20 protein-coding genes are annotated in these 24014 nt (G+C 59.1%); 10 read left to right on the top strand and 10 right to left on the bottom strand.

Annotated features, from left to right (window positions below; translation table 11 throughout):
- Nucleotides 1-94 precede the first annotated feature (94 nt).
- The 3 genes from cgtA to rplU form a co-directional block, all read right to left on the bottom strand.
- Complete coding sequence (gene cgtA, locus ACI77H_RS24600) at nt 95-1318, bottom strand: Obg family GTPase CgtA (protein ID WP_407014235.1); 1224 nt, start codon at nt 1316-1318, stop codon at nt 95-97.
- 193 nt (nt 1319-1511) lie between these two features.
- Nucleotides 1512-1787: a 50S ribosomal protein L27 gene (gene rpmA / locus ACI77H_RS24595; protein ID WP_407014234.1), complete on the bottom strand. Its 276-nt coding sequence runs from the start codon at nt 1785-1787 to the stop codon at nt 1512-1514.
- A gap of 34 nt (nt 1788-1821) precedes the next feature.
- Entirely contained in the window at nt 1822-2136 is a 315-nt protein-coding gene (gene rplU / locus ACI77H_RS24590) for a 50S ribosomal protein L21 (RefSeq protein ID WP_003230856.1), read from the bottom strand.
- A gap of 240 nt (nt 2137-2376) precedes the next feature.
- On the opposite strand from rplU, the gene ACI77H_RS24585 reads away from it, so the two are divergent.
- The 3 genes from ACI77H_RS24585 (at nt 2377) to ACI77H_RS24575 (ending at nt 4319) form a co-directional block, all read left to right on the top strand.
- Nucleotides 2377-3345, top strand: a complete 969-nt coding sequence (locus ACI77H_RS24585) for a polyprenyl synthetase family protein (RefSeq protein ID WP_017340860.1) — start codon at nt 2377-2379, stop codon at nt 3343-3345.
- A gap of 168 nt (nt 3346-3513) precedes the next feature.
- On the top strand, nt 3514-3855 hold the full coding sequence (locus ACI77H_RS24580; protein ID WP_407014233.1) for a zinc ribbon domain-containing protein YjdM: 342 nt from the start codon (nt 3514-3516) through the stop codon (nt 3853-3855).
- Between the two features lie 206 nt (nt 3856-4061).
- Nucleotides 4062-4319, top strand: a complete 258-nt coding sequence (locus tag ACI77H_RS24575) for a hypothetical protein (RefSeq protein WP_407014232.1) — start codon at nt 4062-4064, stop codon at nt 4317-4319.
- A 112-nt stretch (nt 4320-4431) separates the two neighbouring features.
- Here the strand turns inward: ACI77H_RS24575 and ACI77H_RS24570 are convergent, their stop codons facing one another.
- From ACI77H_RS24570 to ACI77H_RS24560, 3 genes are all read right to left on the bottom strand, one after another.
- Nucleotides 4432-5049 (bottom strand): FKBP-type peptidyl-prolyl cis-trans isomerase, encoded by a 618-nt coding sequence (locus ACI77H_RS24570; RefSeq protein WP_008028844.1) that lies wholly within the window; start codon nt 5047-5049, stop codon nt 4432-4434.
- A 121-nt stretch (nt 5050-5170) separates the two neighbouring features.
- Nucleotides 5171-5482, bottom strand: a complete 312-nt coding sequence (locus tag ACI77H_RS24565) for a DUF6482 family protein (RefSeq protein ID WP_407014231.1) — start codon at nt 5480-5482, stop codon at nt 5171-5173.
- A gap of 134 nt (nt 5483-5616) precedes the next feature.
- Complete coding sequence (locus ACI77H_RS24560; protein ID WP_407014230.1) at nt 5617-6105, bottom strand: TIGR00645 family protein; 489 nt, start codon at nt 6103-6105, stop codon at nt 5617-5619.
- 161 nt (nt 6106-6266) lie between these two features.
- Between ACI77H_RS24560 and ACI77H_RS24555 the strand changes: the two genes are divergently transcribed.
- Nucleotides 6267-8096, top strand: a complete 1830-nt coding sequence (locus ACI77H_RS24555; protein WP_407014229.1) for a hypothetical protein — start codon at nt 6267-6269, stop codon at nt 8094-8096.
- A gap of 5 nt (nt 8097-8101) precedes the next feature.
- Here the strand turns inward: ACI77H_RS24555 and ACI77H_RS24550 are convergent, their stop codons facing one another.
- A complete protein-coding gene (locus ACI77H_RS24550) occupies nt 8102-8443 on the bottom strand; it encodes a hypothetical protein (RefSeq protein ID WP_017340866.1) in 342 nt (113 codons plus the stop codon).
- 320 nt (nt 8444-8763) lie between these two features.
- Complete coding sequence (locus tag ACI77H_RS24545) at nt 8764-11202, bottom strand: Lon protease family protein (protein ID WP_407014228.1); 2439 nt, start codon at nt 11200-11202, stop codon at nt 8764-8766.
- A 276-nt stretch (nt 11203-11478) separates the two neighbouring features.
- On the opposite strand from ACI77H_RS24545, the gene ACI77H_RS24540 reads away from it, so the two are divergent.
- The 4 genes from ACI77H_RS24540 to ACI77H_RS24525 all read left to right on the top strand — a co-directional run bounded on the left by ACI77H_RS24540 (nt 11479) and on the right by ACI77H_RS24525 (nt 15033).
- Nucleotides 11479-11967 carry a DUF3015 domain-containing protein gene (locus tag ACI77H_RS24540; RefSeq protein ID WP_407014227.1) on the top strand — a complete coding sequence of 163 codons (489 nt, stop codon included), beginning with the start codon at nt 11479-11481 and terminating at the stop codon, nt 11965-11967.
- 95 nt (nt 11968-12062) lie between these two features.
- Nucleotides 12063-13916: a DUF4105 domain-containing protein gene (locus tag ACI77H_RS24535; protein WP_407014226.1), complete on the top strand. Its 1854-nt coding sequence runs from the start codon at nt 12063-12065 to the stop codon at nt 13914-13916.
- A gap of 195 nt (nt 13917-14111) precedes the next feature.
- Nucleotides 14112-14468 carry a hypothetical protein gene (locus ACI77H_RS24530; protein WP_407014225.1) on the top strand — a complete coding sequence of 119 codons (357 nt, stop codon included), beginning with the start codon at nt 14112-14114 and terminating at the stop codon, nt 14466-14468.
- Nucleotides 14469-14538: 70 nt separating this feature from the next.
- Nucleotides 14539-15033, top strand: coding sequence for a GreA/GreB family elongation factor (locus ACI77H_RS24525; protein ID WP_407014224.1), 495 nt, complete (start codon nt 14539-14541; stop codon nt 15031-15033).
- Here ACI77H_RS24525 and gdhA read toward each other — a convergent pair.
- Nucleotides 15030-16367: an NADP-specific glutamate dehydrogenase gene (gene gdhA, locus ACI77H_RS24520; protein ID WP_407014223.1), complete on the bottom strand. Its 1338-nt coding sequence runs from the start codon at nt 16365-16367 to the stop codon at nt 15030-15032. The genes ACI77H_RS24525 and gdhA overlap by 4 nt on opposite strands.
- Before the next feature lie 371 nt (nt 16368-16738).
- Nucleotides 16739-18403 (bottom strand): energy-dependent translational throttle protein EttA, encoded by a 1665-nt coding sequence (ettA, locus tag ACI77H_RS24515; RefSeq protein ID WP_407014222.1) that lies wholly within the window; start codon nt 18401-18403, stop codon nt 16739-16741.
- A gap of 285 nt (nt 18404-18688) precedes the next feature.
- Between ettA and ACI77H_RS24510 the strand changes: the two genes are divergently transcribed.
- Nucleotides 18689-22537 carry an EAL domain-containing protein gene (locus ACI77H_RS24510; RefSeq protein ID WP_407014221.1) on the top strand — a complete coding sequence of 1283 codons (3849 nt, stop codon included), beginning with the start codon at nt 18689-18691 and terminating at the stop codon, nt 22535-22537.
- A 222-nt stretch (nt 22538-22759) separates the two neighbouring features.
- The gene (gene glyA, locus ACI77H_RS24505; protein WP_407014220.1) at nt 22760-24013 is read left to right on the top strand and encodes a serine hydroxymethyltransferase; all 1254 of its coding nucleotides are present in this window, start codon (nt 22760-22762) and stop codon (nt 24011-24013) included.
- The last annotated feature ends 1 nt before the right edge of the window (nt 24014 follow it).

Genomic DNA, 24014 nt, shown 5'->3' with positions numbered 1-24014 from the left:
GACCCAGCGCCGCCCGTAACGTTATTCGTGACTACCGATTTCCAGATACTAAAACGCCGCTCGAGTGAGCGGCGCTTAAGTTTACTGCAACGAATCAGTCGCGCACGTAAATGATTTCCGGACCGTCTTCGTCATCCACGTCTTCTTCGTCCCAATCATCGTCGCCGATGTCATGGACCGACTTCACGCCGCTGCGACGCAGGGCACGCTGGTCATCCAGCGCCTGCAACTGAGCACGCGCTTCGTCTTCGATGCGCTGATCGAGCTCGGCCAGCTCTTCCTTGTAAGCCGGGTCATTCGCCAGGCGATCAGCACGATCTTCCATGTAACGCATGATGTCGTGGCACAGACGTTCGGTGCCCAGCTTGGAGATCGCGGAGATCACGTAAACCGGACCGGTCCACTCCAGACGATCAACGATTTCCTTGACGCGAGCATCGTGCTCTTCTTCAAGGATCTGGTCGCACTTGTTCAGCACCAACCAACGATCACGCTCAGCCAGAGACGGGCTGAACTTGGTCAACTCGCTGACGATCACTTCAGCAGCATCCGGGGCGCTGGTGTCATCCAGCGGCGCCATGTCCACGAGGTGCAACAGCAAACGCGTACGCGACAAATGCTTGAGGAAGCGAATCCCCAGGCCAGCACCGTCGGAAGCACCTTCGATCAGGCCCGGGATGTCCGCGACCACGAAGCTCTTCCAACGATCGACGCTGACCACACCCAGGTTCGGCACCAGCGTGGTGAACGGGTAGTCGGCGACTTTCGGCTTGGCGGCCGATACCGAGCGAATGAAGGTACTTTTGCCAGCATTCGGCAAGCCCAGCAGGCCAACGTCCGCCAACACCTTCATTTCCAGCTTCAGGTCACGCGCCTCACCCGGCTTACCCGGAGTGGTCTGACGCGGAGCGCGGTTGGTACTGGATTTGAAACGGGTGTTACCCAGACCGTGCCAACCACCATGAGCCACCAGCAGCTTCTGACCCGCCCTGGTCAGGTCGCCGATCACTTCCTGAGTGGCGGCGTCGATGACGGTGGTGCCGACCGGAACACGCAACACCAACTCTTCACCTTTCTTGCCGGTGCAATCGGTGCTGCCGCCGTTGGAACCGCGCTCGGCATCGAAATGCCGGGTGTAACGGTAGTCCACCAGGGTGTTGAGGTTTTCATCGGCGATCATGTAGACCGAGCCGCCATCACCACCGTCGCCGCCGTTCGGGCCGCCGTTTTCAATGAATTTCTCGCGACGGAAGCTCATGCAACCGTTGCCGCCGTCACCGGCCTTTACTCGAATCGATACTTCATCAACAAACTTCATAACAAAACGCCTCTCGCCATACGGACGAGCCGAAAAAATCCAGACATAAGACTCTTGCAAAAATGAGCGCAGCGACCTCAATCAACGACCGCAAATCCAGCGCTGGAGCCCATTACAAACAGCTTTGCAAGAGACTCACCCCACAAACGAAAAAGCCCCGTCGCGAGACAGGGCTTTTCCAGCATCTACGTAATTATGCCGCGACGACTACAGTCTTCGGGACAATGCTCACGTAACGGCGATTGAAAGCGCCTTTTACTTCGAACTTGATCACGCCGTCGATTTTAGCGAACAGAGTGTGATCTTTACCCATGCCAACACCGTAACCGGCGTGGAATTGGGTGCCGCGCTGACGCACGATGATGTTGCCCGGAATGATAACCTGGCCGCCATACATCTTCACGCCAAGGCGTTTGGCTTCTGAGTCGCGACCGTTACGGGTACTACCACCAGCTTTTTTGTGTGCCATGAGTCAATTCTCCTAGTGAGGAATTAGGCTGAAATTAAGCCTGAATACCGGTGATTTTGATCTCGGTGTACCACTGGCGGTGGCCCATACGCTTCATGTGGTGCTTACGACGACGGAACTTGATGATGCGGATTTTATCGTGACGACCTTGGGAGATCACTTCAGCCACAACGGTAGCGCCGGCAACAACTGGAGCGCCGATGTTCACGTCATCGCCATTGGCGACCAACAGAACGCGATCAAACGTAACGGATTCGCCAGTAGCGATTTCCAGTTTTTCGATCTTCAGGTATTCACCTGGGGCGACCTTGTATTGCTTGCCACCAGTAACAATTACTGCGTACGACATGGTATTTCTCCGATAATCCTGCTCACCCAGCTCTTTATAAGAAGAGGTATTGGCTGGCATGGCTGCATAGGGCTGGAAGGCCTGTTTGCAATTGCGTAAGGCAGGTGCTGCCCAGGAAGTTCAGGGTGCGCGATTGTACGCAAGCTGCCGGGGCGATGCAAGAGGCCGTCCATCGTGCCTTGACACCCGCCGACGTGGGTCCTAGCATGCCGCGCAACCCTTCTGGAGCAACTGTCGCTGATGCAACCCCAAGCTTTCTACCGCGCGGTGGCGGACGATTTTAGCGCCGTCGACGGCATCATCAAGAAGCAGCTGACTTCCCGAGTGCCGCTGGTTTCGAAAATCGGCGATTACATCACCTCGGCCGGCGGCAAACGCCTGCGTCCTTTATTGGTGCTGCTGTGCGGCAAGGCCCTGGGCCGCGAAGGCGATGACCTGCGCCTGCTGGCCGCGACCATCGAGTTCCTGCATACCGCCACCCTGCTGCACGACGATGTGGTCGACATGTCCGGCATGCGCCGTGGTCGCTCGACGGCCAACGCCATGTGGGGCAACGCGCCCAGCGTGCTGGTGGGCGACTTCCTGTACTCGCGCTCCTTCGAAATGATGGTCGAACTGGGCTCCATGCCGGTGATGAAAATCCTTTCGCAAGCCACGCGCATCATCGCCGAAGGCGAAGTGTTGCAGCTGTCCAAGGTTCGCGACGCGAGTACCACCGAAGAAACCTACATGGAAGTCATCCGCGGTAAAACCGCGATGCTGTTCGAGGCTTCGACCCACAGCGCCGCCGCCCTCTGCGAAGCTACGCCGGAACAGGCCGAAGCCCTGCGCACCTTTGGCGACCACCTGGGCGTCGCCTTCCAACTGGTCGACGACCTGCTGGACTACAAAGGTGACGCAGAGACCCTGGGCAAGAACGTCGGTGACGATCTGGCCGAAGGCAAGCCGACCCTGCCGCTGATCTACACCATGCGCGAAGGCACGCCGGAACAGGCGGCCCTGGTGCGCAAGGCGATCCAGAAAGGTGGCATCGAAGACCTCGAGAGCATCCGCGAGGCCGTTGAAGCTTCCGGCTCCCTTGAGTACACCGCGCAACTGGCCCGCGACTACGTGGCCCGTGCGATCAAATGCCTCGACGCGCTGCCCGCCAGCGAATACCGCGACGCATTGGTGGAATTGAGCGAGTTTGCGGTCGCCCGCACACACTGATCCCCATTGTAGGAACCGGCTTGCTGGCGATTGCATCACCTCGGTGCTCCTGACACACCGAGGCGTATACATCGCCAGCAAGCAGGCGCCTACAGGTCCGCGACCCTCTCCCGCCTAAAACCCTATACAATGTGCGCTTTTTAGCGATCCTGAATCCAAGGAGCTTTAGTGAGCACGTTGCCACCCTGCCCGAAATGCAATTCCGAATACACCTATGAAGACGGCGCGCAGCTGATCTGCCCGGAGTGCGCCCACGAGTGGTCCGCCAGCAGCGATGCGGAAGCGGCGTCCGATGACACTGTAAAAAAGGATTCGGTGGGCAATGTCCTGCAAGACGGCGACACCATTACCGTGATCAAGGACCTCAAGGTCAAAGGCACATCACTGGTGGTCAAGGTCGGCACCAAGGTCAAAAACATCCGTCTGTGCGATGGCGATCACGACATCGACTGCAAGATCGACGGCATCGGCCCGATGAAGCTCAAATCCGAGTTCGTCAGAAAAGTCTGAATTTGCTGTCCTCCATCCCGCGCCCTGCGTGGGATGGTGCTTTACCATCCCCCGCAGCGCCCGGCATTTCCTCGCGATAGCCATGCGCCAGCCGTTTTGACCCTACGCAATCTTTACCCGGAAAAAATCACAAACCGCCAATAGGTCCTTGCTATTTAATGAATAGGAATTATTCTCATTGAAACCAATCAATGGAGATGAGACCCATGACTTATTTGATCGATGCCTGGCTGGACCGCCCACACCCTTACCTCAGGATCCTGCATCGGGAAACCGGGGAAGTCTGTGCGGTGCTTGAAGAAGAAGCCTTGAACGAACTGCAGGATCAAGGTGACTTGGACGTCAACGGCTTGAGCTCCAGCGAGCCGGTGGTGCTCAAGGAACTGGTACGCAATCTGTTTCTGTTCTGCTATGCCCGGGCGTTGCGCCCGACCAGTGAACTTCAGCACAAAATCGAAATATGAAACACATCAAACCTGCAGGAGTCGGCTTGCTGGCGATCCAGCCACCTCGGTGTTTCAGGAACACCCCGGTGATGCAATCGCCAGCAAGCCGCCTCCTACAAGGTAGTCAGGCTTACAGAACGTCGAGCAGCTCGACGTCGAAGACCAGTACGCTGTGCGGCGGAATGCTGCCAACGCCTTGAGCGCCGTATGCCAGTTCGCTCGGCACGTACAGACGCCATTTGCTACCGGCGTTCATCAGTTGCAGCGCTTCGGTCCAGCCAGCGATCACGCCGCCCACCGGAAACTCTGCAGGCTGACCGCGCTCGTAGGAGCTGTCGAACACAGTGCCGTCAATCAGGGTGCCGTGGTAGTGAGTACGCACTTGGTCTTCACGGGTCGGCTTGGCGCCTTCACCGGCGGTCAGCACTTCGAATTGCAGACCGGAAGCCAGGGTGGTGATGCCATCGCGCTTGGCGTTTTCAGCCAGGAACGCCAGGCCTTCGCCAGCAGCCGCTTCAGCTTTGGCAGCAGCTTCGGCTTGCATGATTTCACGGATAACCTTGAAGCTGGCGGACATTTCTTCCTGACCTACACGGCTTTCCTTGCCGGCAAAGGCGTCAGTCAGACCAGCCAGGATCGCGTCCAGGCTAACGCCCGGTGGCGGATTGTCGCGCAGTTGGTCGCCCAGCTGACGGCCAATGCCGTAGCTGACGCGGGTTTCGTCGGTGGACAGATTTACTTCGGACATGACACTGCTCCGCTGTGCGGACGGCCCTGGAACTTGCCGTGCGTGCACAGCGCGTCCCGGAGCGCCCGGAACCAAAAGGGCCAGCAGACTAGCACAGATGTCGTTGCGCTGATGAGAGGTGTCAGCGCTGCCCTGTTGCACGGAAAGCGATCGGCACCTTCAGGCTTTCTCCTGCACTGCCGCCCAGACCGCACATTTCGTCATGAACCGAGGTATGCACAAGGTTGAACGGCAAGCTGGGGCAGGCATGGAGTATTTCGCGTGCATGCTCGACCGAGCGCAGATGAAACATCTGGCCGCGGGCGTCGCTCAAGGGATACGCCGCGCCGTGCATGCGCGCTTCCAACAGGTAGATTCCACCTTCCATGGAGATCAGGTTCAACTCATCGACCTTCCCGGCGATGGCATAGGCATTCAGCTCTTGCAGGTTCATGAACGTACCTCACACAGTGGCGAGCCAACATCCTTACAGGCATAGGCCTCACCGCATCAAAGTACAAGCCATAAACGACGCCGCCCGTCTGTTTCGCAACAGACGGGCGGAGTGCAAAGGTAAAAACGCAGCAATCAGTGCTTGGTCAGCTTATCCAGATACCCCATGGCAAAGGCCGACACCACGAAGGTCATGTGAATGATCACGTACCACTTCAAATGCTCGGGATCGACGTTCTTGGCGTCCATGAAGATCCGCAGCAGGTGGATCGACGAAATTGCCACGATGGACGCCGCGACCTTCATCTTCAACGAAGACGAATCCATGGTGCCCAGCCAGTTGAGCTTTTCTTTGCTGTCGTCGATGTCCAGTTCGGAGACGAAGTTCTCGTAGCCGGAAATCATCACCATCACCAGCAAACCGCCCACCAGTGCCATGTCGATCAGCGACAGCAGCACCAGAATCAGATCCGATTCGGCCATCGAGAACACGTTAGGGATGACGTGGAAAACTTCCTGGAAGAATTTCAGCGCCAGGGCCAGCAGCCCGAGGGACAGTCCGAAGTAGATCGGCGCCAGCAGCCAGCGGGAGGCGTACATTGCGTTTTCGATAAAGCGTTCCATTGAATCTCACACAGTGGGCTTGGAAATGGCCGCGAGTATACCAGTCACCTGTTACACCCAGAAACCGCCCGAAAATCCGCAACCTGCGCGTGTAAGACAAGTTTTTTCTGCTAGTGTCCAAACCATTGACAGTTCAGCGACCTCGGACAGGAAGACGGGAAATGGATGTGCGATTGCCTTTGACGAGTGCCGCAATCGGCTTGGCTCTGCTGATGAGCGGCTGCTCACCCAGCGATGACAAACGCCAGGTCAGCCTCGAGGAAAAGACCGCGCAGCTCGAAAAAAACCTGGATGCCATTCAGGATCCGAAACTCAAGGAGGCCGTGGCCGAACTCGGCGGTTCCCTACTGCTGCTCGAGCGCGCGCAACTCAAACTCGACAGCAAACCCGTGGAAACCGAATACAGCGAAGACGTCCTTGCCGTACTCAAGCACTACCCCACGCCACAAGCCCTGGTCGACACGTACATCAACGGTCTGTTCGTGCTGCACAAGGATTCCAGCTCCGACTACCTGACCGATCTGCAACCGGTATTCCCCTTCAACTTCAACATCCCGGACACGTTTCTTTTCCCCCACGGCCTGGAATGGCAATCAGTGACCCTGAGCAACAAGCGTGTCATCCCGTTCCAACCCGAATGGTCGGAAACCGATCCTGGCATTCAGTTGAGTCCGTCGAGTTCCAACCTGACCAACCCCGACGATCTTACGGTGACCTACCCCTTCATCGACGGTCTGGACGTGGAAAACAAGAATCAGCCGCAGCCCGCCAGCCTGCAGGGCAAAGTAGAAGTGATCGCGCCGCGCAGGCTTTACAGCTTCGACCTGACGAAAAAGGACGTTGGCCAGACCCGCACCAACGACAACCTCAGCGTCACCCTGCTGTCACTGACAAACAACTACGCCGAAATCGAATTCAACAACAGCGCACCGCTGGCGCCCGAGGTCCGCGACACCTCTCTAAACCCGCTAATCGTTCAGGCCAGGGATACCACCGGGCAATTTCTCGTGCGCTCGGGCTCGATCAACGAAACCCCGGCGCAGATTGCCTTCTATCAGAAACAACTGGCGAAGATGCAGCAGCAAAAAGCCTGGAGCGAGGCGCTCGAAAAACAGCTCGATGAAGAACAGCGCGCCTTTGAGAAGCAACAGGGCAAACACTACTCCAAAGTGTATTTCAACGGGCCAATCGAAACCCTGGAAGTCAGTTTGTTGGACTTCTCTGCGGCCACGGTGACGCGCAAGGATCTGAACCTGGCGGTCCGTCGCTTCGATCAGCACACCACCGAAAAAACCGTCCATCCACTGACGTTACCGGTGGTGGTGTACGACGATCAGGCCCCGAACTGGCTCAAAGGGGCAACGCTGGATGAGGAGCAGCTGAAAAAGGGTGTGAGGATTCGTCAGTCGGTCGATGATCCTAGCGCCGCGCGCATCGAGTTCGATCACACCCGCAGTTTCAATGATGAGCTGCTTGGCACCTCCTTCAACCCTGGCGACAGTCCGGTCAGCTTCTTTACCGAAGACAGCAGCGGGAAACGCGATGAGCCGATCGAACTGCCGCCAGAGGCGTACCAGATCGACCCTCTGCGCGGCATCATCACGTATGACTTGAACCTGTTCGCGCAAACACCGGCGTACGCTGTGGGCTCCATGCCGCTGTTCCTGGCAACGGTCGCCAAGCAAACTCTCGACGCCCACTCACTGCCCAAAGGCCTGGAATTGAAAGGCAATGCGCTGGTGGTTGATCTGAAGCTGTTTCCCGCCCAGGACTGGCGCTTTTTCGCCAAGGACGACAGCGGCCATTACCTCAAGGAGATTCTTTCGGTCATTCACGATGCGAGCGCGCAAGGCCCGGCGCTATTCGCCGTGCATTACTTCTATGGCCAGCCCACACGTCTGGAAACCTATCAGCGAACCGACCTCACCACCGTGCAATATGGTTTCGAGGTCAAGCTCGACAAGGCGGATACGTCCAGCCTTGCCCAATAGTCGCCTCAGTGATCGGGGCGAAACTCGAAGCCGCCCAGGTTGCGGCAACGTCCCCCATTGATTTCCCGCAACTGGGCTTGCAGGTGCAGGCACCAGATTTGCGGGTCATCGGCCAGTTCATAGCCGTGCAAGGTCAGACTTTCAACGATGGTGTCGAGGATCGACTCAGCCACGAAGGGGCCATGAAACGGGCCCTGGGCTTTGATGGCTGAGGGTTGTTCGCCGGCCATTCCGGCGGCGAAAAGCAAGGTCCACATGCCCGTATCGCCAGCCAATGGCTTGATGGCGCATTCGATACGGGTCACAAGACCCAAACATTGACGAGTGAGGCAGAGGTTGCGCGACATGACGGCGACCCTCGGTAGATCCGGTGTTCAGCCCCCACGGGAGAGCTGTCTCGATCCAGTGATTACTGTCGATATCCTTGAGCTGAGAATAGAAGAAAAGTCAGGTGCGCACGCCAACTGAGACCAGAAGGCGCCGAATGGTCATTGTGTGAATATTGACGTCAGAGTGATGGCACTTTTTGAGGTTCAACCGGATACCAACGCGGGAGCGAGCCTGCTCGCGAAGAGCGAGTCTCAGCTGACATAAATGTCGACTGAGACACCGCTTTCGCGAGCAGGCTCGCTCCCACAGTGGATCAGGAATGACCCCAGGAGTCGTGTCAGGCCGGCTTGGCCTCCACCAGCGCTTCCTGCGCTGCCTCCTTCTCGGCTTCTTTCAGGTCTTCTTCGCTGATCATTTCCGCAATCACCCGCAAGCGTTCTACCACCCGCGCATTCACGCTGCCTTCAGGAAACTCGCCATTTTCATCAGGCGCACCGGCAGGCTCGCCAACCAACAGGCCCAGCGCTTCGTCAGCCTGGCGTACCGCGTAAACGTGGAATTGCCCCGCACGCACCGCTGCCAGCACCTTCTCGTCGAGCATCAGCGTGGCCACGTTGGCCTGAGGAATGATCGCCCCCTGCTCACCGGTCAGTCCGCGAGCTTCGCAGAGGCGGAAGAAGCCTTCGATCTTCTCGTTGACCCCACCCACCGCCTGCACTTCGCCAAACTGGTTGATCGAGCCGGTGATCGCAAAGCATTGCTTGAGTGGCGTTTTCGACAGCGCCGAGATCAGCGTGCACGCCTCACCCAGTGAAGCACTGTCACCATCGACGTAACCGTAGGACTGCTCCAGGGCGATACTCGCGGAAATCGCCAGCGGGAATTCCTGGGCGTAACGGCTGCCCAGATACCCGGTGAGGATCATCACGCCTTTGGAGTGAATCGGTTGGCCGAGGTTAACTTCACGTTCGATGTCGACAATGCCGCTGCCACCCGGATACACCGTGGCGGAAATCCGCGCGGGCACACCGAATGCCGAATCCCCGACTTCCAGCACCGTCAGCCCGTTGCACTTGCCGACTGCCGCGCCATCAGTGTCGATCAGGATGATCCCGGCCAGCATGTCATCGAGAATCCGTGCCGACACGCGCCCGGTGCGAGTGGCCTTGGCCTTGAGCGCACGCTCGATGTGCCCGGCGTCGGTCATTTCATCTCCGGCCAGGTGACGAATGAAATCCGCCTCGCTGACCAGTTGGAACAGGTCCCCGATCCTCGCCGACAAACGTCCCTGGTGTTCCGCCAGACGCGCACTGTAAGTCGCCAGGCGCGCCACCGCGTCGGCGGTCAGCGGCGCCATGCCTTCTTCGGAGGTACGGGTTTTCAGCAACTGGGCGAACTGCTCCAGGCTCTCGTCGACCATCGGGATGTCTTCGTCGAAGTCGACCAGAACGCGGAACATCTCCTGGAAGTCCGGATCGAGGTCTTGCAGCGTGTAATACAACTGCCGGGCGCCAATGATCACGACTTTGACCTGCAACGGAATGTGTTGCGGGGTCAGGGTAACGGTGGCCAGACGACCCAACTCACCGAGTGGCGATTCCATTTTCAGCTTGCGCGATTGCAGGGCGCGCTTGAGCGCATCCCACACGAACGGCTCGCTGAGCATTTTTTCCGCTTCAAGGATCAGGAAACCGCCGTTGGCGCGGTGCAGTGCGCCCGGTCGCAGTTGACGATAAGTGGTGTAGAGCGCGCCCTGATCGGTGCTGTATTCGATACGGCCGAACAGGTTTTCGTAAGTCGGATGTGGCTCGAACACCACCGGTGCACCACCGCTGGACGAATGACCGACCACCAGGCTCGGCGCGTATTGCTCTTCCAGCATCTTGCGCGCAACCGCATCGACCTTGCTGTCGTCGACCAATTGCTCGACCACGGTTTTCAGCAGGTAAACCTGCATCGCTTGCAGGTAACCGCACACCGCCGCGTTCTCGGCGTATTTTTCCGACAGCGGCGACAGCAACGGCTGCAAGGCCAGGGTGATGGTTTCTTCGTTGAGGTGACGCAGTTGATTGCTCGACTCGCGCTTCCACTGCGGCAGGCTGGCGAGCTCTTCGTTCAGACGCTCTTCCAGACCGGAAATGTCTTCATGGAAACGCTCGCGATCAGCTTCCGGCAACTGGGCGAATTCCGCCTCATCCAGCGCTTTGCCTTCGCTCATCGGAGTAAACGCGATGTTGCTGGCGTCGCGGTACAACGCGACCTCCTTTTCCAGCGCCAGACGCTCAATGATGTCCAGCGCCTTGTCGTAGCGCTGGTTGAAGGCGCGATCGATCGCGCTTTTTTTCTGCTGGTAAGACGGGTGTTCGAATACCGCCGGAAAGGTTGCCAGCAGGTTGTCGATCAACGCGTTGATATCACCGATGAACGCGCCGGCGGTGCCCGAGGGTAACTCCAGGGCGCGCGGCTCGCGGGGCTCATCGAAATTGTTGACGTAGACCCAGTCGGCCGGGGTCTGCAGGCGCTTGCCTTCGGCCTTCAGGTAGCGTTTGACGAACGAAAACCGGCCTGTACCAGGCTCGCCCATGACGAATACGTTGTAACCGGGGCGTGGCATGGCCACACCGAACTGCAAGGCTTCGACCGCACGTTCCTGGCCGAGCACACCACGGAAGGGCTCCAGATCATTGGTGGTAGAGAAGCTGAACTGTTCAGCGGAAAACGGACGAGTCAGCGCTTCGGGCGCTAGACGCAAGCTGGCAGCAACAGGATCAGGCATCGGGCTTCCTTACATCAGGCGGGGCAGATAGCGGCATTCTGGCGCTGCCCATACCTCACTTGCAAGGCGCTCCTTGAGCCAAAGCATAGCTAAACGGTTATCCCCAGGCGGACCGGGTCTAAATCAACGTTTTCAACGAATATTTCACAAAATGTCACGGAACCCTTGGAACATGCCTAAACTCCAAACTGCGCGGCTGGAACAATAACCGGCCCACTGGCGCCAGATCGGGCCAGACCCCTTGTCCATTGGTATGCACATAAAGAGAACAAAGCTATGAAACGGATTCTTCTCGGTACTCTCTTCACCGTTGTATCCCTCAACGCTATGGCACAGGCGCCAGGCGGTCCGGATTGCGGTTGGGGCAACATGCTGTTCGAAGGTCAGCGTGGCACCCCGGCTCACTTCCTGGCATCCACCACCAACGGCACTTCCGGCAACGCAACATTCGGTATGACTTCCGGTACCAACGGTTGCTCGACTAATGCGTCGCTGACTTATGGCGGCAAATCCTGGCTTGCCATGAATGGCATGATGAACGAACTGTCCGAAGACATGGCTAAAGGTAACGGCGAAGCGCTGACGACTTACGCCGTGGTACTGGGCGTGGCGCCGGAAGACCGTGCGCGCTTCGCTGCCGTGACTCACGAGCACTTCCAGCAGATTTTCAGCAAGGCTGACGTGACCGCTGATGATGTACATACCAACACCCTGGCCGTTTTGAAGGCCGATCCTCGTCTGGCGAAGTACGTAACTCAAGCTTAAGCTCGACCCGCCCGCTCCTTTCGGGGAGCGGGTTTTATTTTTTGGACCTGCCCCTTTTTTTGGGTCTTTATTCTCGAATATCTAAGTTGCCCACTATGCTCAAACGCCTTGCCTGGCTGGCGCTCTGTGTCTGCGCCCCGCTGTCCGCCGCGCCTCACATCGACAATCAACGTTTGCAGCAACTGGCCAACGATCCCTTCTGGATTTCCCTCGGTCATTACGAAACCGCCAAGCTGGGTGGCTGGCGCAGCTATGTCAGCGACAAGAAATTCTTTCTGGCGCCCGACGGCAACGAACACCCCGACCGCGAACTGGCGGCCACCGTGCAGGCGCTGTATGCCCCGGCCAGTGCCGGCGAACAACACGCGCAATGCGTCTACCCGGCGCGTACTCGCTGGCTGAAAGCACAACTCAATCTGACTGATCTGCCGACACTGGACTGCGCCGAGTTCAAGCAATGGTTCAAGGATGTCTCGCCCCACAGCGCCGTAATGATTTTTCCGGCAGCCTATTTGAACAGTCCGTCATCGATGTTCGGCCACACCTTGTTGCGCATCGATCAGGCGGATGTGCAGAGCGACAAGACGTCGCTGCTCAGCTACGCAATCAACTTCGGCGCCTACATCGAAGGCTCGGACAACAGCATCCTCTACGCCTGGAAAGGTTTGATGGGCGGCTATCCGGGCCTGTTTGCGCTGGTGCCGTACCAGGAAAAACTCTCGGAATACCGCAGCCTGGAAAACCGCGACCTGTGGGAGTACCGGCTGAACCTGTCACAGCAAGAAACCGAGCGCATGATCGAGCACGTCTGGGAACTCAAGCAGATCCAGTTCGACTATTTTTTCTTCGACGAAAACTGCTCCTATCGCCTGCTGGAATTGCTGCAAGTGGCGCGTCCGAGCCTGCGCCTGACTGAACAATTCCCGCTGACTGCCATTCCCACCGACACGGTCAAAGCGGTGAAAGAAGCCGGCCTGGTGGAGTCCATTCAGTATCGGCCGTCCCGCGAACGTGAGCTGCTGAGCCGCGCCGAACCGTTGAATCCTGAAGAACAGCAGTGGGTGCTGAAAGTCAGCGCCGACCAGAAACAGTTGCAGGAACCGGCGTTCAAGGCGCAACCGCGCGAGCGTCAGGCGCTGATCATCGACGCGGCTTACCGGCTCGAACGCTACCGCGCCAACGGCCAGGAACGCGACCCGCAACGGGCGCAACGCAGTTTTGAATTGCTGCGGGCGATCAACCAGAACCCGGCGCCGGAGCTGGACATCCCGCAACCCGGCCTGCCCGAGGACGGTCATGAATCGCGCACCTGGCAAGCCGGCATTGGCACCCGAGGCGACAAGGCCTTCGGTGAATATGGCCTGCGCATGGCGTATCACGATCTCAACGACAACTCGGAAAGCTTTCCCCTCGGCGCGCAGATCGAAATCCTGCAGATGAAACTGCGCCAGTACGAAGGCAACCAGTGGCAGTTGCAGCAACTGGATCTGGCGACCATTCGCTCTCTGACCCCGCGCAACGAGCTGCTGCAACCGCTGTCGTGGCAGGTCACCGGCGGCCTTGAGCGGGTGCCGGGCAAACATGACGATGAGACGCTGGTCAGTCACGTCAACGGCGGTGGCGGCGGCACCTGGCAACTGGCCGACGACATGCTCGGTTTTGCCTTGGGCACCGTGCGCGTCGAGCACAACAATGACTTCGCCGGTTTCATCGCCCCGGCGGCGGGTTTCAACAGCGGTGTGCTGTGGAAGAACCCGCTGGGCAATTTCAGCCTGGAGGCCAAGGGGGACTTCTTCACCAATGGCGAAGTGCGCCGTAGCGTGAGTCTGAATCAGCAGTGGGAATTGTCGCGCAACCTCGGCTTGCGCCTGAGCGCCCAGCGCGAGTTCAGCCACCTCGCTTCCCCCGAAAACGAAGTGATGCTTGAGGTGAAGTGGTATCACTACTGACCTGTAGCAGCCGGCTTGCCGGCGATGGCATCACTGCGGTGCAACCTGAATGACCGCATCGATGCCATCGCCGGCAAGCCGGCTCCTACAACGGGTTTTCGCTACCTGACAGATCCATCACACGCCTTTCACAAACGCCTCACGAATCCACTCCTAGACTTCACGTATAGGCCGTTGAACGGCCGGGAGTCCGAGATGTGGCGTTGCGTGGGTGTGGTGGGTGTATTGATGTTGATCATGGGCTGTCAGACGACCCACGAAGATCTGATCGCCAAGGGTTATCCACCGGCCTTCGCCGATGGTTTCGATGACGGCTGCAGCAGTGGCCGACAAGCCGCCGGGGCGATCACCGGTGAGTTTCGCAAGAACGTCCCGCGTTATCTCAAGGACAAGCAATACGCCGAAGGCTGGAGCGATGGCTTCCGGCAGTGCCAGGCCATGCGTGAAAGCGAAGACCGCGAGGACTATCGCAGCCACCATTGGGACGAACGTGAAAAGGCCTGGCAACAACAGAAAGATCAGGGCGCCGCCCGTGCGTTTCGCTCGCCATGAGTCGCTGCCAGACATCCGCCGAAACTAAAAGCCTGTGACCATGGCCCAAACCCTATAACGGGAGAACACCATGAGTCGCGCCTTCGTCAATGAAGACAACGTCGCCGCGCAAGCCGATCAGCCAGTCGAACGGCAGGTCAGCGCGCAGCCCAATTACGTCACACCCGCAGGCCTTGCCCAGTTGCAGGCGAAAGTCGCCGAGCTGCAGCAATTGCACAGCGAACAATCGGCCAAAGGCGAGCAGGCCGACAAGCAGCGCCAGGCCGATCTTGAACGAGACCTGCGCTACTTCAATCAGCGCCTGCAAAGCGCTCAGGTTGTAACCGCCGCCAGCTCAACGCAAAAAGTGCAGATCGGCAGCCGCGTGACCTTCGCCGACGAGCACAGCACCGAGCAAACGGTGCAACTGGTCGGCGAGGATCAGGCCGACGCGTCTGCGGGCCTGATCAACTGGGGCTCACCGCTGGGCCGGGCATTGCTTGGGGCGCAACTCGGCGACGAGGTGCTGTGGCAACGCCCGGCCGGCGATCAGATGATCGAAATCATCCGCATTGAACCGGCTTAAACCACACCCTGGGCGAGCATGGCGTCGGCGACTTTGACGAAACCGGCAATGTTCGCGCCTTTGACGTAGTTGATGCGGCCGTTCTCTTCACCGTAATGCACGCACGCATGGTGGATCGACTGCATGATCCCGTGGAGTTTGCTGTCCACTTCCCCGCCGGTCCACAGCAGGCGCATGGCGTTCTGCGACATCTCCAGCCCGCTCACCGCAACGCCGCCGGCATTGGACGCCTTGCCCGGCGCGAACAAAATCCCCGCGTCGATAAACAGGTCCACGGCTTCCAGCGTGGTGGGCATGTTCGCGCCTTCTGCCACACAGACACAGCCGTTGCGCAGCAGCGTACGCGCGGCCTCGGCATCCAGTTCGTTTTGAGTGGCGCAGGGCAACGCGATGTCGCACACCAGATCCCACGGGCACTGGCCTGCACGGAACTCCAGACCGAAACGGCGGGCCAGTTCGCTGATCCGCCCACGTGTGACGTTTTTCAGCTCCAGCAGCGCCAGCCATTGCTCTTCGGTCAAACCGGCCTCGCAGTAAAGCGTGCCTTCGGAGTCCGAGAGCGAAATCACCTTGCCGCCCAGGTCCATGACCTTGCGCGCCGCGTACTGCGCAACGTTACCGGAACCCGAGATCGCTACGCGCTTGCCTTCGACGGCCTCACCGCTGCGTTTGAGCATTTCCTCGGCGAAGTACACGCAACCGAAACCGGTGGCTTCCGGGCGAATCAGGCTCCCGCCATAGCTCGGACCCTTGCCGGTCAACACGCTGGTGAACTGGTTGCTCAGGCGCTTGTACTGGCCGAACAGGAAACCGATCTCGCGGGCACCGACGCCGATATCACCGGCCGGCACGTCAACGTCCGCACCGATGTGACGGTACAACTCGCTCATGAAGGCCTGGCAAAAACGCATGACTTCCGCGTCGCTTTTGCCTTTCGGGTCGAAGTCCGAGCCCCCCTTGCCGCCGCCCATGGGCAACGAGGTCAGGGAGTTTTTGAAGGTTTGTTCGAAGGCGAGGAATTTCAGCACGCCGAGGTTCACCGAAGGATGGAAACGCAAACCGCCCTTATACGGGCCGATCGCGCTGTTCATCTGCACACGGAACCCGCGATTGACCTGCACCTTGCCCTGATCGTCGACCCAGGAAACGCGAAACACGATCGCCCGCTCCGGTTCGCAGATCCGCTCCAGAATGCCGGAGGTCAGATAATGCGGATTGGCTTCGAGAAACGGCCACAGGCTGCGCAGGACTTCTTCAACAGCCTGGTGGAATTCAGGTTGGTCCGGGTCGCGTTTTTTCAGTCGGGCAAGGAAGGTTTCGACGGATTCGATCATGGAAAAGTCTCGGCAAATTTATTGTCGTTGGAAGAGATTGGGCCGGACTTTAGCAAACAGATTGCGCACCATGACAGCGCAAAATGTCGCAGTTATGAAATTAAATGGTGCATTGGATATAAATTAATCGGTTATCCGGGTGATTTTCGCACCCGAATAGGGATTCCAGGTTTGAGACATGCACTGCCATCGAGACCGCTTTCGCGGGCAAGCCCGCTCCCACAGGGATCTCCAGTGTTCTCAGATCCTGCGATCACCACAGATCCCTGTGGGAGCTGGCTTGCCATCGATGAACACACCTCGGTGTCACAGAAAACAGGCAAAAAAAACGGAGCCCGAAGGCTCCGTTTTTTCATGCAACCCAGCCGAAATCAGGCCAGTTTTTTGTGCCGTACACGATGCGGCTGGGCCGCCGCTTCGCCGAGGCGCTTTTTGCGATCGGCTTCGTATTCGGTGTAGTTGCCTTCGAAGAACACCGCTTGCGAGTCGTCTTCGTACGCCAGGATGTGCGTCGCGACGCGGTCAAGGAACCACCGATCGTGAGAGATCACAATGGCGGCGCCAGGGAAGTCCAGCAGGGCTTCTTCCAGCGAACGCAGGGTTTCAACGTCAAGGTCGTTGGACGGTTCGTCGAGCAGCAGGACGTTACCGCCCTCCTTCAGGGTCAGGGCCAGGTGCAAGCGACCGCGCTCACCACCGGACAGATCCTTGACGAACTTCTGCTGATCGCCGCCCTTGAAGTTGAAGCGACCAACGTAGGTCCGCGACGGAATCTCGTAGTTGCCGATGCGGATCTGGTCCGAACCGTCGGAGATTTGCTGGAACACAGTCTTGCTGCCGTCCAGGTCTTCGCGGCTCTGATCGACGCAGGCCAGTTGCACGGTTTCGCCGACTTCGATGCTGCCCGAGTCCGGTTGTTCCTTGCCCATCAGCATGCGGAACAGCGTGGATTTACCCGCACCGTTACCGCCGATCACGCCAACGATGGCGCCCTTCGGCATGGAGAACGACAGGTTGTCGATCAACACGCGATCGCCATAGCCCTTGGAGACGTTCTTGAACTCGATGACCTTGTCGCCCAGGCGCGGACCGGCCGGGATGTAGATCTCGTTGGTTTCCGAACGCTTCTGGAATTCCAGCGATTGCATTTCTTCGAAGCGTTGCAGACGCGCCTTGGATTTGGACTGGCGGGCCTTGGCGCCTTTGCGCACCCACTCCAGTTCTTCCTTCATGGCTTTTTCGTGGGCCGACTGCTGCTTGGATTCGGCAGCGAGACGATCGGACTTGGCTTCGAGCCAACCCGAATAGTTGCCCTCGTAAGGGATACCGGCGCCGCGGTCGAGTTCGAGGATCCAGCCAGCAACGTTGTCCAGGAAGTAACGGTCGTGCGTGATCGCAACCACGGTACCCGGGAAATCGTGCAGGAAGTGCTCCAGCCAGGCGACGGAATCGGCATCCAGGTGGTTGGTCGGTTCGTCGAGCAGCAGCATGTCCGGGGCGGACAGCAGCAGGCGGCACAGGGCCACACGACGTTTTTCACCGCCGGAAAGGAATTCGACCTTGGCGTCCCAGGCCGGCAGGCGCAGCGCATCGGCGGCGACTTCCAGTTGACGCTCCAGGTTGTGACCGTCGCTGGCTTGCAGGATGGCTTCGAGCTTGGCCTGTTCAGCCGCCAGTTTGTCGAAATCGGCATCCTCATCAGCGTAGGCCGCGTAGACCTCGTCCAGGCGCGCCTGGGCGTTCTTGATCACGCTGACCGCTTCCTCGACCACTTCACGCACGGTCTTGGTCGGGTCCAGGATCGGTTCCTGTGGCAGGTAGCCGATGTTCAGCTCCGGCATCGGACGGGCTTCGCCCTCGAACTCGGTGTCGACGCCGGCCATGATTTTCAGCAGCGTGGATTTACCCGAACCGTTGAGGCCGAGCACGCCGATCTTGGCGCCGGGGAAGAAGGACAGCGAAATGTTTTTCAGGATTTCCCGCTTCGGCGGAACAACTTTGCCCAGCCGATGCATGGTGAAGACGTATTGAGCCATGGAGAACCTTGGGTCAGTGACAGATGAATGATTGGAGCGCAGGCGATGCCCGGCCAGACCGTGCGCGTCGTCCGACTGATAGCTATCAATAAGTGCGCGCTGAAAAAGTCTGATTCTAGGAGCTGGAACGCTCCCGCGTAACCGGCAAAGCTACCTTAATGACAGATGGCAGTCCAGCCGAGCAGGACTGGCACTTTGCCACAACTCAAGGCATGCTAGCCGCCCTCCGGGCGTCCGGCTTATAGTGCACGTCGCGCCAGTCCAGCCAAACCGCAGGATTACAGTTTGTCTAATGTCACTCCGCCCTTGACCACCCGTGCACCGACTGCGGTGACCGGTACCCCCCTGCGCGGAACATTGAAGGGCGCGCTGGCGACACTCGTGCTTTTGTTGCTCGCGTTGCTGTTCTGGCAGTTGCTGGATCAACTGCGCGAAACCCAGAAAAACCAGCGCCAGTACACCATCGACTACACCGCCGATATGGCGGCGCAAGTCAGCCTGAACATGTCGCTCAATGCGCAGATCGCCCTTAACCTGCTACCGATCGTCGAACAGCCGCAAAGCGCCGACGAACAGCAGGAGCTGCTGAGCAAGCTGCAAAAGTCCCTGCCCGAGCTGCGCAGCCTCGCGCTGTTGAGCCCCTCCGGAAAAGTCATCAGCGACAGCGCCGCCGACAGCGAGGACGCCGATTACCTCGTCGAACTGGTACGCCGCAGCCGTGCCCAGGCGCACTATTTCAGCAATGCCGATAACGGTTCGGTGGTGCACCTGCTGCTGCATCAGGCCAGCGGCAGCACCCGGGGTTATTGGGTCCTGCGCCTGACGCCGAGCTTTTTCTCGTCACTGATCAAACCAAGCGAGGCCGGCATCCGCCCGCTGTGGCTGGTGGAAAACCGCGTCAATCATCAGGTCATCAGCCGCGATGATTCACAGCCCTTGGCCAAACCGAGCGAGCTGACCGCGAACGATGTGGCCAATAGCGTGCTGACGGTTCCCCTGACCGGCAGCGATTGGCAAGTGCGCGGGTTATTCGACCGACAACGTGTGATCGAAGAACTGCTGCCGGCGTTTATCGGCAAATGCCTGTTGGGGCTGGCGCTCTCTCTGCTGCCGCTGATCGCCCTGCTGAACATGCGCCGCCGTCAGCGCCAGGTGAGTGAAGGTCGCCGGCGCTATCAGGATATTTTCGAAGGCACCGGCGTCGCGCTTTGTGTACTCGATGTGTCTGGCCTCAAGAGCGTCTTCGAAAAAGCCCAGTTGCACAGCACCGAACAATTGCAAACCTGGCTGGAAGCCCCGGAACAGCGCCAGCAGTTGCTGCAAGAGCTGCGCATCACCGAGGTCAACCAGGTCGCCCTGCAACTGCTCAACGTCAATTCCTGCGAACAAGCCTGGAAGTTGCTGATCGACGGCAATCCGCTGGATGGCACCGCCATCGGCAACCAAGTGCTCGATGCGGTGCTTAATCAGCAGAAACAGTTTGAGCTGGAAATAAAACTGCAAGACGCCAATGGCCGCGATCAGCACCTGTGGCTGGTGCTGCGCTTGCCGGAAAACCAGGACGACTATAAAGCGGTCATCCTGAGCATCAGCGACATCACCAGTCGCAAGCTCGTCGAACTGTCGCTGCTCGAGCGTGAAGGGTTCTGGTCCGATGTGGTGCGCACCGTGCCGGATCATTTGTACGTCCAGGACGTGATCAGCCAGCGCATGATTTTCAGCAACCATCATCTGGGCCAGACACTCGGTTACAACCGCACCGAGCTGCATCAGATGGGCGAGTACTTCTGGGAAATCCTGCTGCACCCCGAAGATGCCGACCACTACCATCGCTCTCGCCAGACCCAGCGGCAAGCGGGCTATACGCAATTGCTGCAATGCCAACTGCGCTTCCGTCACCGCAACGGCAAATGGCGGCGTTTCGATATTCGTGAACAGGCGCTGGCGCGGGACAAACACGACCAGGTCACACGGATCATCGGCGTGGCCAAGGACATCACCGAGCAGATCGAAGCCAGTGAGTCCCTGCGCGACAGCGAGCAGCGCTACCGGATGCTCGCCGAAAGCATCAGCGACGTGATTTTCTCCACCGACAACAAGCTCTCGCTCAACTACGTCAGCCCGTCGGTACAAGCCGTGCTGGGCTACGACACCGACTGGATTTTCCAGAACGGCTGGCAGTCGACCATTGCCAACCCGCAACAATTGACCGGCATCTATCACCTGATGGACCGCGTCAGCAAAGCGCTGGGTAAACCCGAGCAACTGGCGCTATTGCGCAGTCAGGTGCAGACCCAACTGTTCTTGTTCGACTGCCTGCGCGCCGACGGGCGCAAGATTCCGATCGAGTTGCGCCTGGTGCTGGTCTGGGACGAACACGGCGCCTTCGAGGGCGTGCTCGGTGTCGGTCGCGACATCAGCCAGCAACGCCGCGCCGAGAAAGACCTGCGCATGGCGGCCACGGTATTCGAACACTCGACCTCGGCAATCCTGATCACCGACCCGGCGGGCTACATCGTCCAGGCCAACGAAGCGTTCAGTCGCGTGAGCGGCTATGCGGTGGAGCAAGTGCTCGACCAGTTGCCAAACATGCTGACCGTCGACGAGCAGCAGGAAGCGCACCTGCGCTATGTGCTCAAGCAATTGAATCAGCACAGCACCTGGGAAGGTGAAGTCTGGCTCAAGCGGCGCAATGGCGAGCACTACCCGGCGTGGGTCGGCATCACGGCGGTACTCGACGACGAAGGCGATCTGGCCAGCTACGTGTGTTTCTTCAGCGACATCAGCGAGCGCAAGGCCAGTGAACAACGGATTCACCGCCTCGCCTATTACGACGCCCTGACGCATCTGCCCAACCGCACACTGTTCCAGGACCGCCTGCACACCGCGTTGCAATCGGCGGAACGGCAGAAGTCCTGGGTGGTGCTGATGTTCCTCGACCTCGACCGTTTCAAGCCGATCAACGACTCCCTGGGCCACGCCGCCGGCGATCGCATGCTCAAGGAAATGGCCACGCGCCTGCTCGGTTGCGTCGATGACGACGACACCGTGGCGCGCATGGGCGGCGACGAATTCACCTTGCTCCTGCAACCGCGCATCAACCGGGAAATCGCTCTGAACCGGGCGATTCACGTGGCGGAGCAGATCCTCGCCAGCCTGGTGAAGCCGTTCGTGCTCGAAGGCCGCGAATTTTTCGTCACCGCCAGTATCGGCATCGCCCTGAGCCCGCAGGATGGCAATGAACTCAGTCAGCTGATGAAGAACGCCGACACCGCGATGTACCACGCCAAGGAGCGCGGCAAGAACAACTTCCAGTTCTATCAGGCCGACATGAACGCCAGCGCCCTCGAGCGTCTGGAGCTGGAAAGCGACTTGCGTCACGCCCTTGAGCAAAACGAATTCGTTCTGTACTACCAGCCGCAGTTCAGCGGCGACGGCAAACGCCTGACCGGCGCCGAAGCCTTGTTGCGCTGGCGCCATCCGCGCCGAGGCCTGGTGCCGCCGGGAGATTTCATTCCGGTGCTCGAAGAACTGGGTCTGGTGGTGGACGTTGGCGACTGGGTGATCAGCGAGGCCTGTCGTCAACTCAAGACCTGGCATCAAGCCAAAGTAAGAGTGCCGAAGGTCTCGGTGAACATTTCCGCGCGGCAGTTCTCCGACGGCCAGCTCGGCACGCGGATCGCCACCATCCTCAAGGAAACCGGCCTGCCGCCGGCGTGCCTGGAGCTGGAACTGACCGAAAGTATCCTGATGCGCGAAGTCAGCGAGGCAATGCAGATTCTCGCCGGGTTGAAAAACCTTGGCCTGAGCATCGCGGTCGACGACTTCGGCACCGGTTATTCATCGCTCAACTACCTCAAGCAGTTCCCGATCGACGTGCTGAAAATCGACCGCACCTTTGTCGATGGCTTGCCGTCGGGTGAACAGGATGCGCAGATTGCCCGCGCGATCATCGCCATGGCCCACAGCCTCAACCTGGCGGTGATCGCCGAGGGCGTGGAAACCCATGAGCAGCTGGACTTCCTGCGTGAGCATGGTTGCGATGAGGTTCAGGGTTACCTGTTCGGGCGTCCGATTCCGGCGGGCCGGTTTGAAGCGCAATTCAGTAATGATGCGTTGTTCATGTTCGACTGATGTTTTGTGGTGAGGCAAAGGACGCCATCGCCGGCAAGCCGGCTCCTATGGGGGACCGCATTCCAAATGTAGGAGCCGGCTTGCCGGCGATGGGGCCGGCACGATCACCGCTGATCCCGTCATGAAGCCCACTTGTCTGCGACATGATCTCCTTTCATATGCCATCTAAAACCCATTGGGTTAGAATGCCCCCCTTTTCTGCCCCGATCCTTGAGGACCGCCATGTTCAGCCGTGATTTGACTATTGCCAAGTACGACGCCGATCTCTTTGCCGCCATGGAGCAAGAAGCTCAGCGCCAGGAAGAACACATCGAGCTGATCGCTTCGGAAAACTACACCAGCCCAGCGGTGATGGAAGCTCAAGGCTCGGTACTGACCAACAAGTACGCCGAAGGCTACCCGGGCAAGCGCTACTACGGTGGTTGCGAGTTCGTCGACGTGGTCGAGCAACTGGCCATCGACCGTGCCAAAGAACTGTTCGGCGCCGATTACGCCAACGTTCAGCCGCACGCCGGTTCGCAAGCCAACAGCGCCGTTTACCTGGCCCTGCTGCAAGCGGGCGACACCATCCTGGGCATGAGCCTGGCTCACGGTGGTCACCTGACCCACGGTGCCAGCGTTTCTTCCTCCGGCAAGCTGTACAACGCCGTTCAGTACGGCATCGACGCCAATGGCCTGATCGACTACGACGAAGTCGAGCGTCTGGCCGTTGAGCACAAGCCGAAAATGATCGTGGCCGGTTTCTCTGCCTACTCGCAGATCCTCGACTTCCCGCGCTTCCGCGAAATCGCCGACAAGGTTGGCGCTTACCTGTTCGTCGACATGGCCCACGTGGCCGGTCTGGTCGCCGCTGGCGTCTACCCGAACCCGGTGCCATTCGCTGACGTCGTGACTACCACCACGCACAAGACCCTGCGCGGTCCACGTGGCGGTTTGATCCTGGCTCGCGCCAACGCCGACATCGAGAAGAAGCTGAACTCCGCCGTATTCCCGGGCGCCCAGGGTGGCCCGCTGGAGCACGTGATCGCCGCCAAAGCGATCTGCTTCAAGGAAGCACTGCAGCCTGAGTTCAAGGTTTACCAGCAACAAGTGGTGAAAAACGCCAAGGCCATGGCCGGCGTATTCATCGAGCGCGGTTTCGACGTGGTTTCCGGCGGTACTGAAAACCACCTGTTCCTGCTGTCGCTGATCAAGCAGGAAATCTCCGGTAAAGACGCTGACGCCGCTCTGGGCAAAGCATTCATCACCGTGAACAAGAACTCCGTGCCAAACGATCCACGCTCCCCGTTCGTCACCTCCGGCCTGCGCTTCGGCACTCCGGCTGTGACCACTCGCGGCTTCAAGGAAGCAGAGTGCAAAGAGCTGGCCGGCTGGATCTGCGACATCCTGGCGGACCTGAACAACGAAGCGGTGATCGACGCCGTTCGTGAGAAGGTCAAGGCCATCTGCAAGAAGCTGCCGGTGTACGGCGCTTAAT

This window comes from Pseudomonas sp. O230 (genome assembly GCF_045447035.1).
Taxonomy (GTDB): domain Bacteria; phylum Pseudomonadota; class Gammaproteobacteria; order Pseudomonadales; family Pseudomonadaceae; genus Aquipseudomonas.
Note: the sequence above shows the minus strand (reverse complement) of the source record. Positions and strands in the feature narration are given on the sequence as shown.

What these genes read in the sequence shown, in the direction of transcription:
- cgtA (WP_407014235.1), bottom strand. Translation starts at nt 1,318, where the DNA reads ATGAAGTTTGTTGATGAAGTATCGATTCGAGTAAAGGCCGGTGACGGC.
- rpmA (WP_407014234.1), bottom strand. Translation starts at nt 1,787, where the DNA reads ATGGCACACAAAAAAGCTGGTGGTAGTACCCGTAACGGTCGCGACTCA.
- rplU (WP_003230856.1), bottom strand. Translation starts at nt 2,136, where the DNA reads ATGTCGTACGCAGTAATTGTTACTGGTGGCAAGCAATACAAGGTCGCC.
- ACI77H_RS24585 (WP_017340860.1), top strand. Translation starts at nt 2,377, where the DNA reads ATGCAACCCCAAGCTTTCTACCGCGCGGTGGCGGACGATTTTAGCGCC.
- ACI77H_RS24575 (WP_407014232.1), top strand. Translation starts at nt 4,062, where the DNA reads ATGACTTATTTGATCGATGCCTGGCTGGACCGCCCACACCCTTACCTC.
- ACI77H_RS24570 (WP_008028844.1), bottom strand. Translation starts at nt 5,049, where the DNA reads ATGTCCGAAGTAAATCTGTCCACCGACGAAACCCGCGTCAGCTACGGC.
- ACI77H_RS24565 (WP_407014231.1), bottom strand. Translation starts at nt 5,482, where the DNA reads ATGAACCTGCAAGAGCTGAATGCCTATGCCATCGCCGGGAAGGTCGAT.
- ACI77H_RS24560 (WP_407014230.1), bottom strand. Translation starts at nt 6,105, where the DNA reads ATGGAACGCTTTATCGAAAACGCAATGTACGCCTCCCGCTGGCTGCTG.
- ACI77H_RS24555 (WP_407014229.1), top strand. Translation starts at nt 6,267, where the DNA reads ATGGATGTGCGATTGCCTTTGACGAGTGCCGCAATCGGCTTGGCTCTG.
- ACI77H_RS24550 (WP_017340866.1), bottom strand. Translation starts at nt 8,443, where the DNA reads ATGTCGCGCAACCTCTGCCTCACTCGTCAATGTTTGGGTCTTGTGACC.
- ACI77H_RS24545 (WP_407014228.1), bottom strand. Translation starts at nt 11,202, where the DNA reads ATGCCTGATCCTGTTGCTGCCAGCTTGCGTCTAGCGCCCGAAGCGCTG.
- ACI77H_RS24540 (WP_407014227.1), top strand. Translation starts at nt 11,479, where the DNA reads ATGAAACGGATTCTTCTCGGTACTCTCTTCACCGTTGTATCCCTCAAC.
- ACI77H_RS24535 (WP_407014226.1), top strand. Translation starts at nt 12,063, where the DNA reads ATGCTCAAACGCCTTGCCTGGCTGGCGCTCTGTGTCTGCGCCCCGCTG.
- ACI77H_RS24530 (WP_407014225.1), top strand. Translation starts at nt 14,112, where the DNA reads ATGTGGCGTTGCGTGGGTGTGGTGGGTGTATTGATGTTGATCATGGGC.
- ACI77H_RS24525 (WP_407014224.1), top strand. Translation starts at nt 14,539, where the DNA reads ATGAGTCGCGCCTTCGTCAATGAAGACAACGTCGCCGCGCAAGCCGAT.
- gdhA (WP_407014223.1), bottom strand. Translation starts at nt 16,367, where the DNA reads ATGATCGAATCCGTCGAAACCTTCCTTGCCCGACTGAAAAAACGCGAC.
- ettA (WP_407014222.1), bottom strand. Translation starts at nt 18,403, where the DNA reads ATGGCTCAATACGTCTTCACCATGCATCGGCTGGGCAAAGTTGTTCCG.
- glyA (WP_407014220.1), top strand. Translation starts at nt 22,760, where the DNA reads ATGTTCAGCCGTGATTTGACTATTGCCAAGTACGACGCCGATCTCTTT.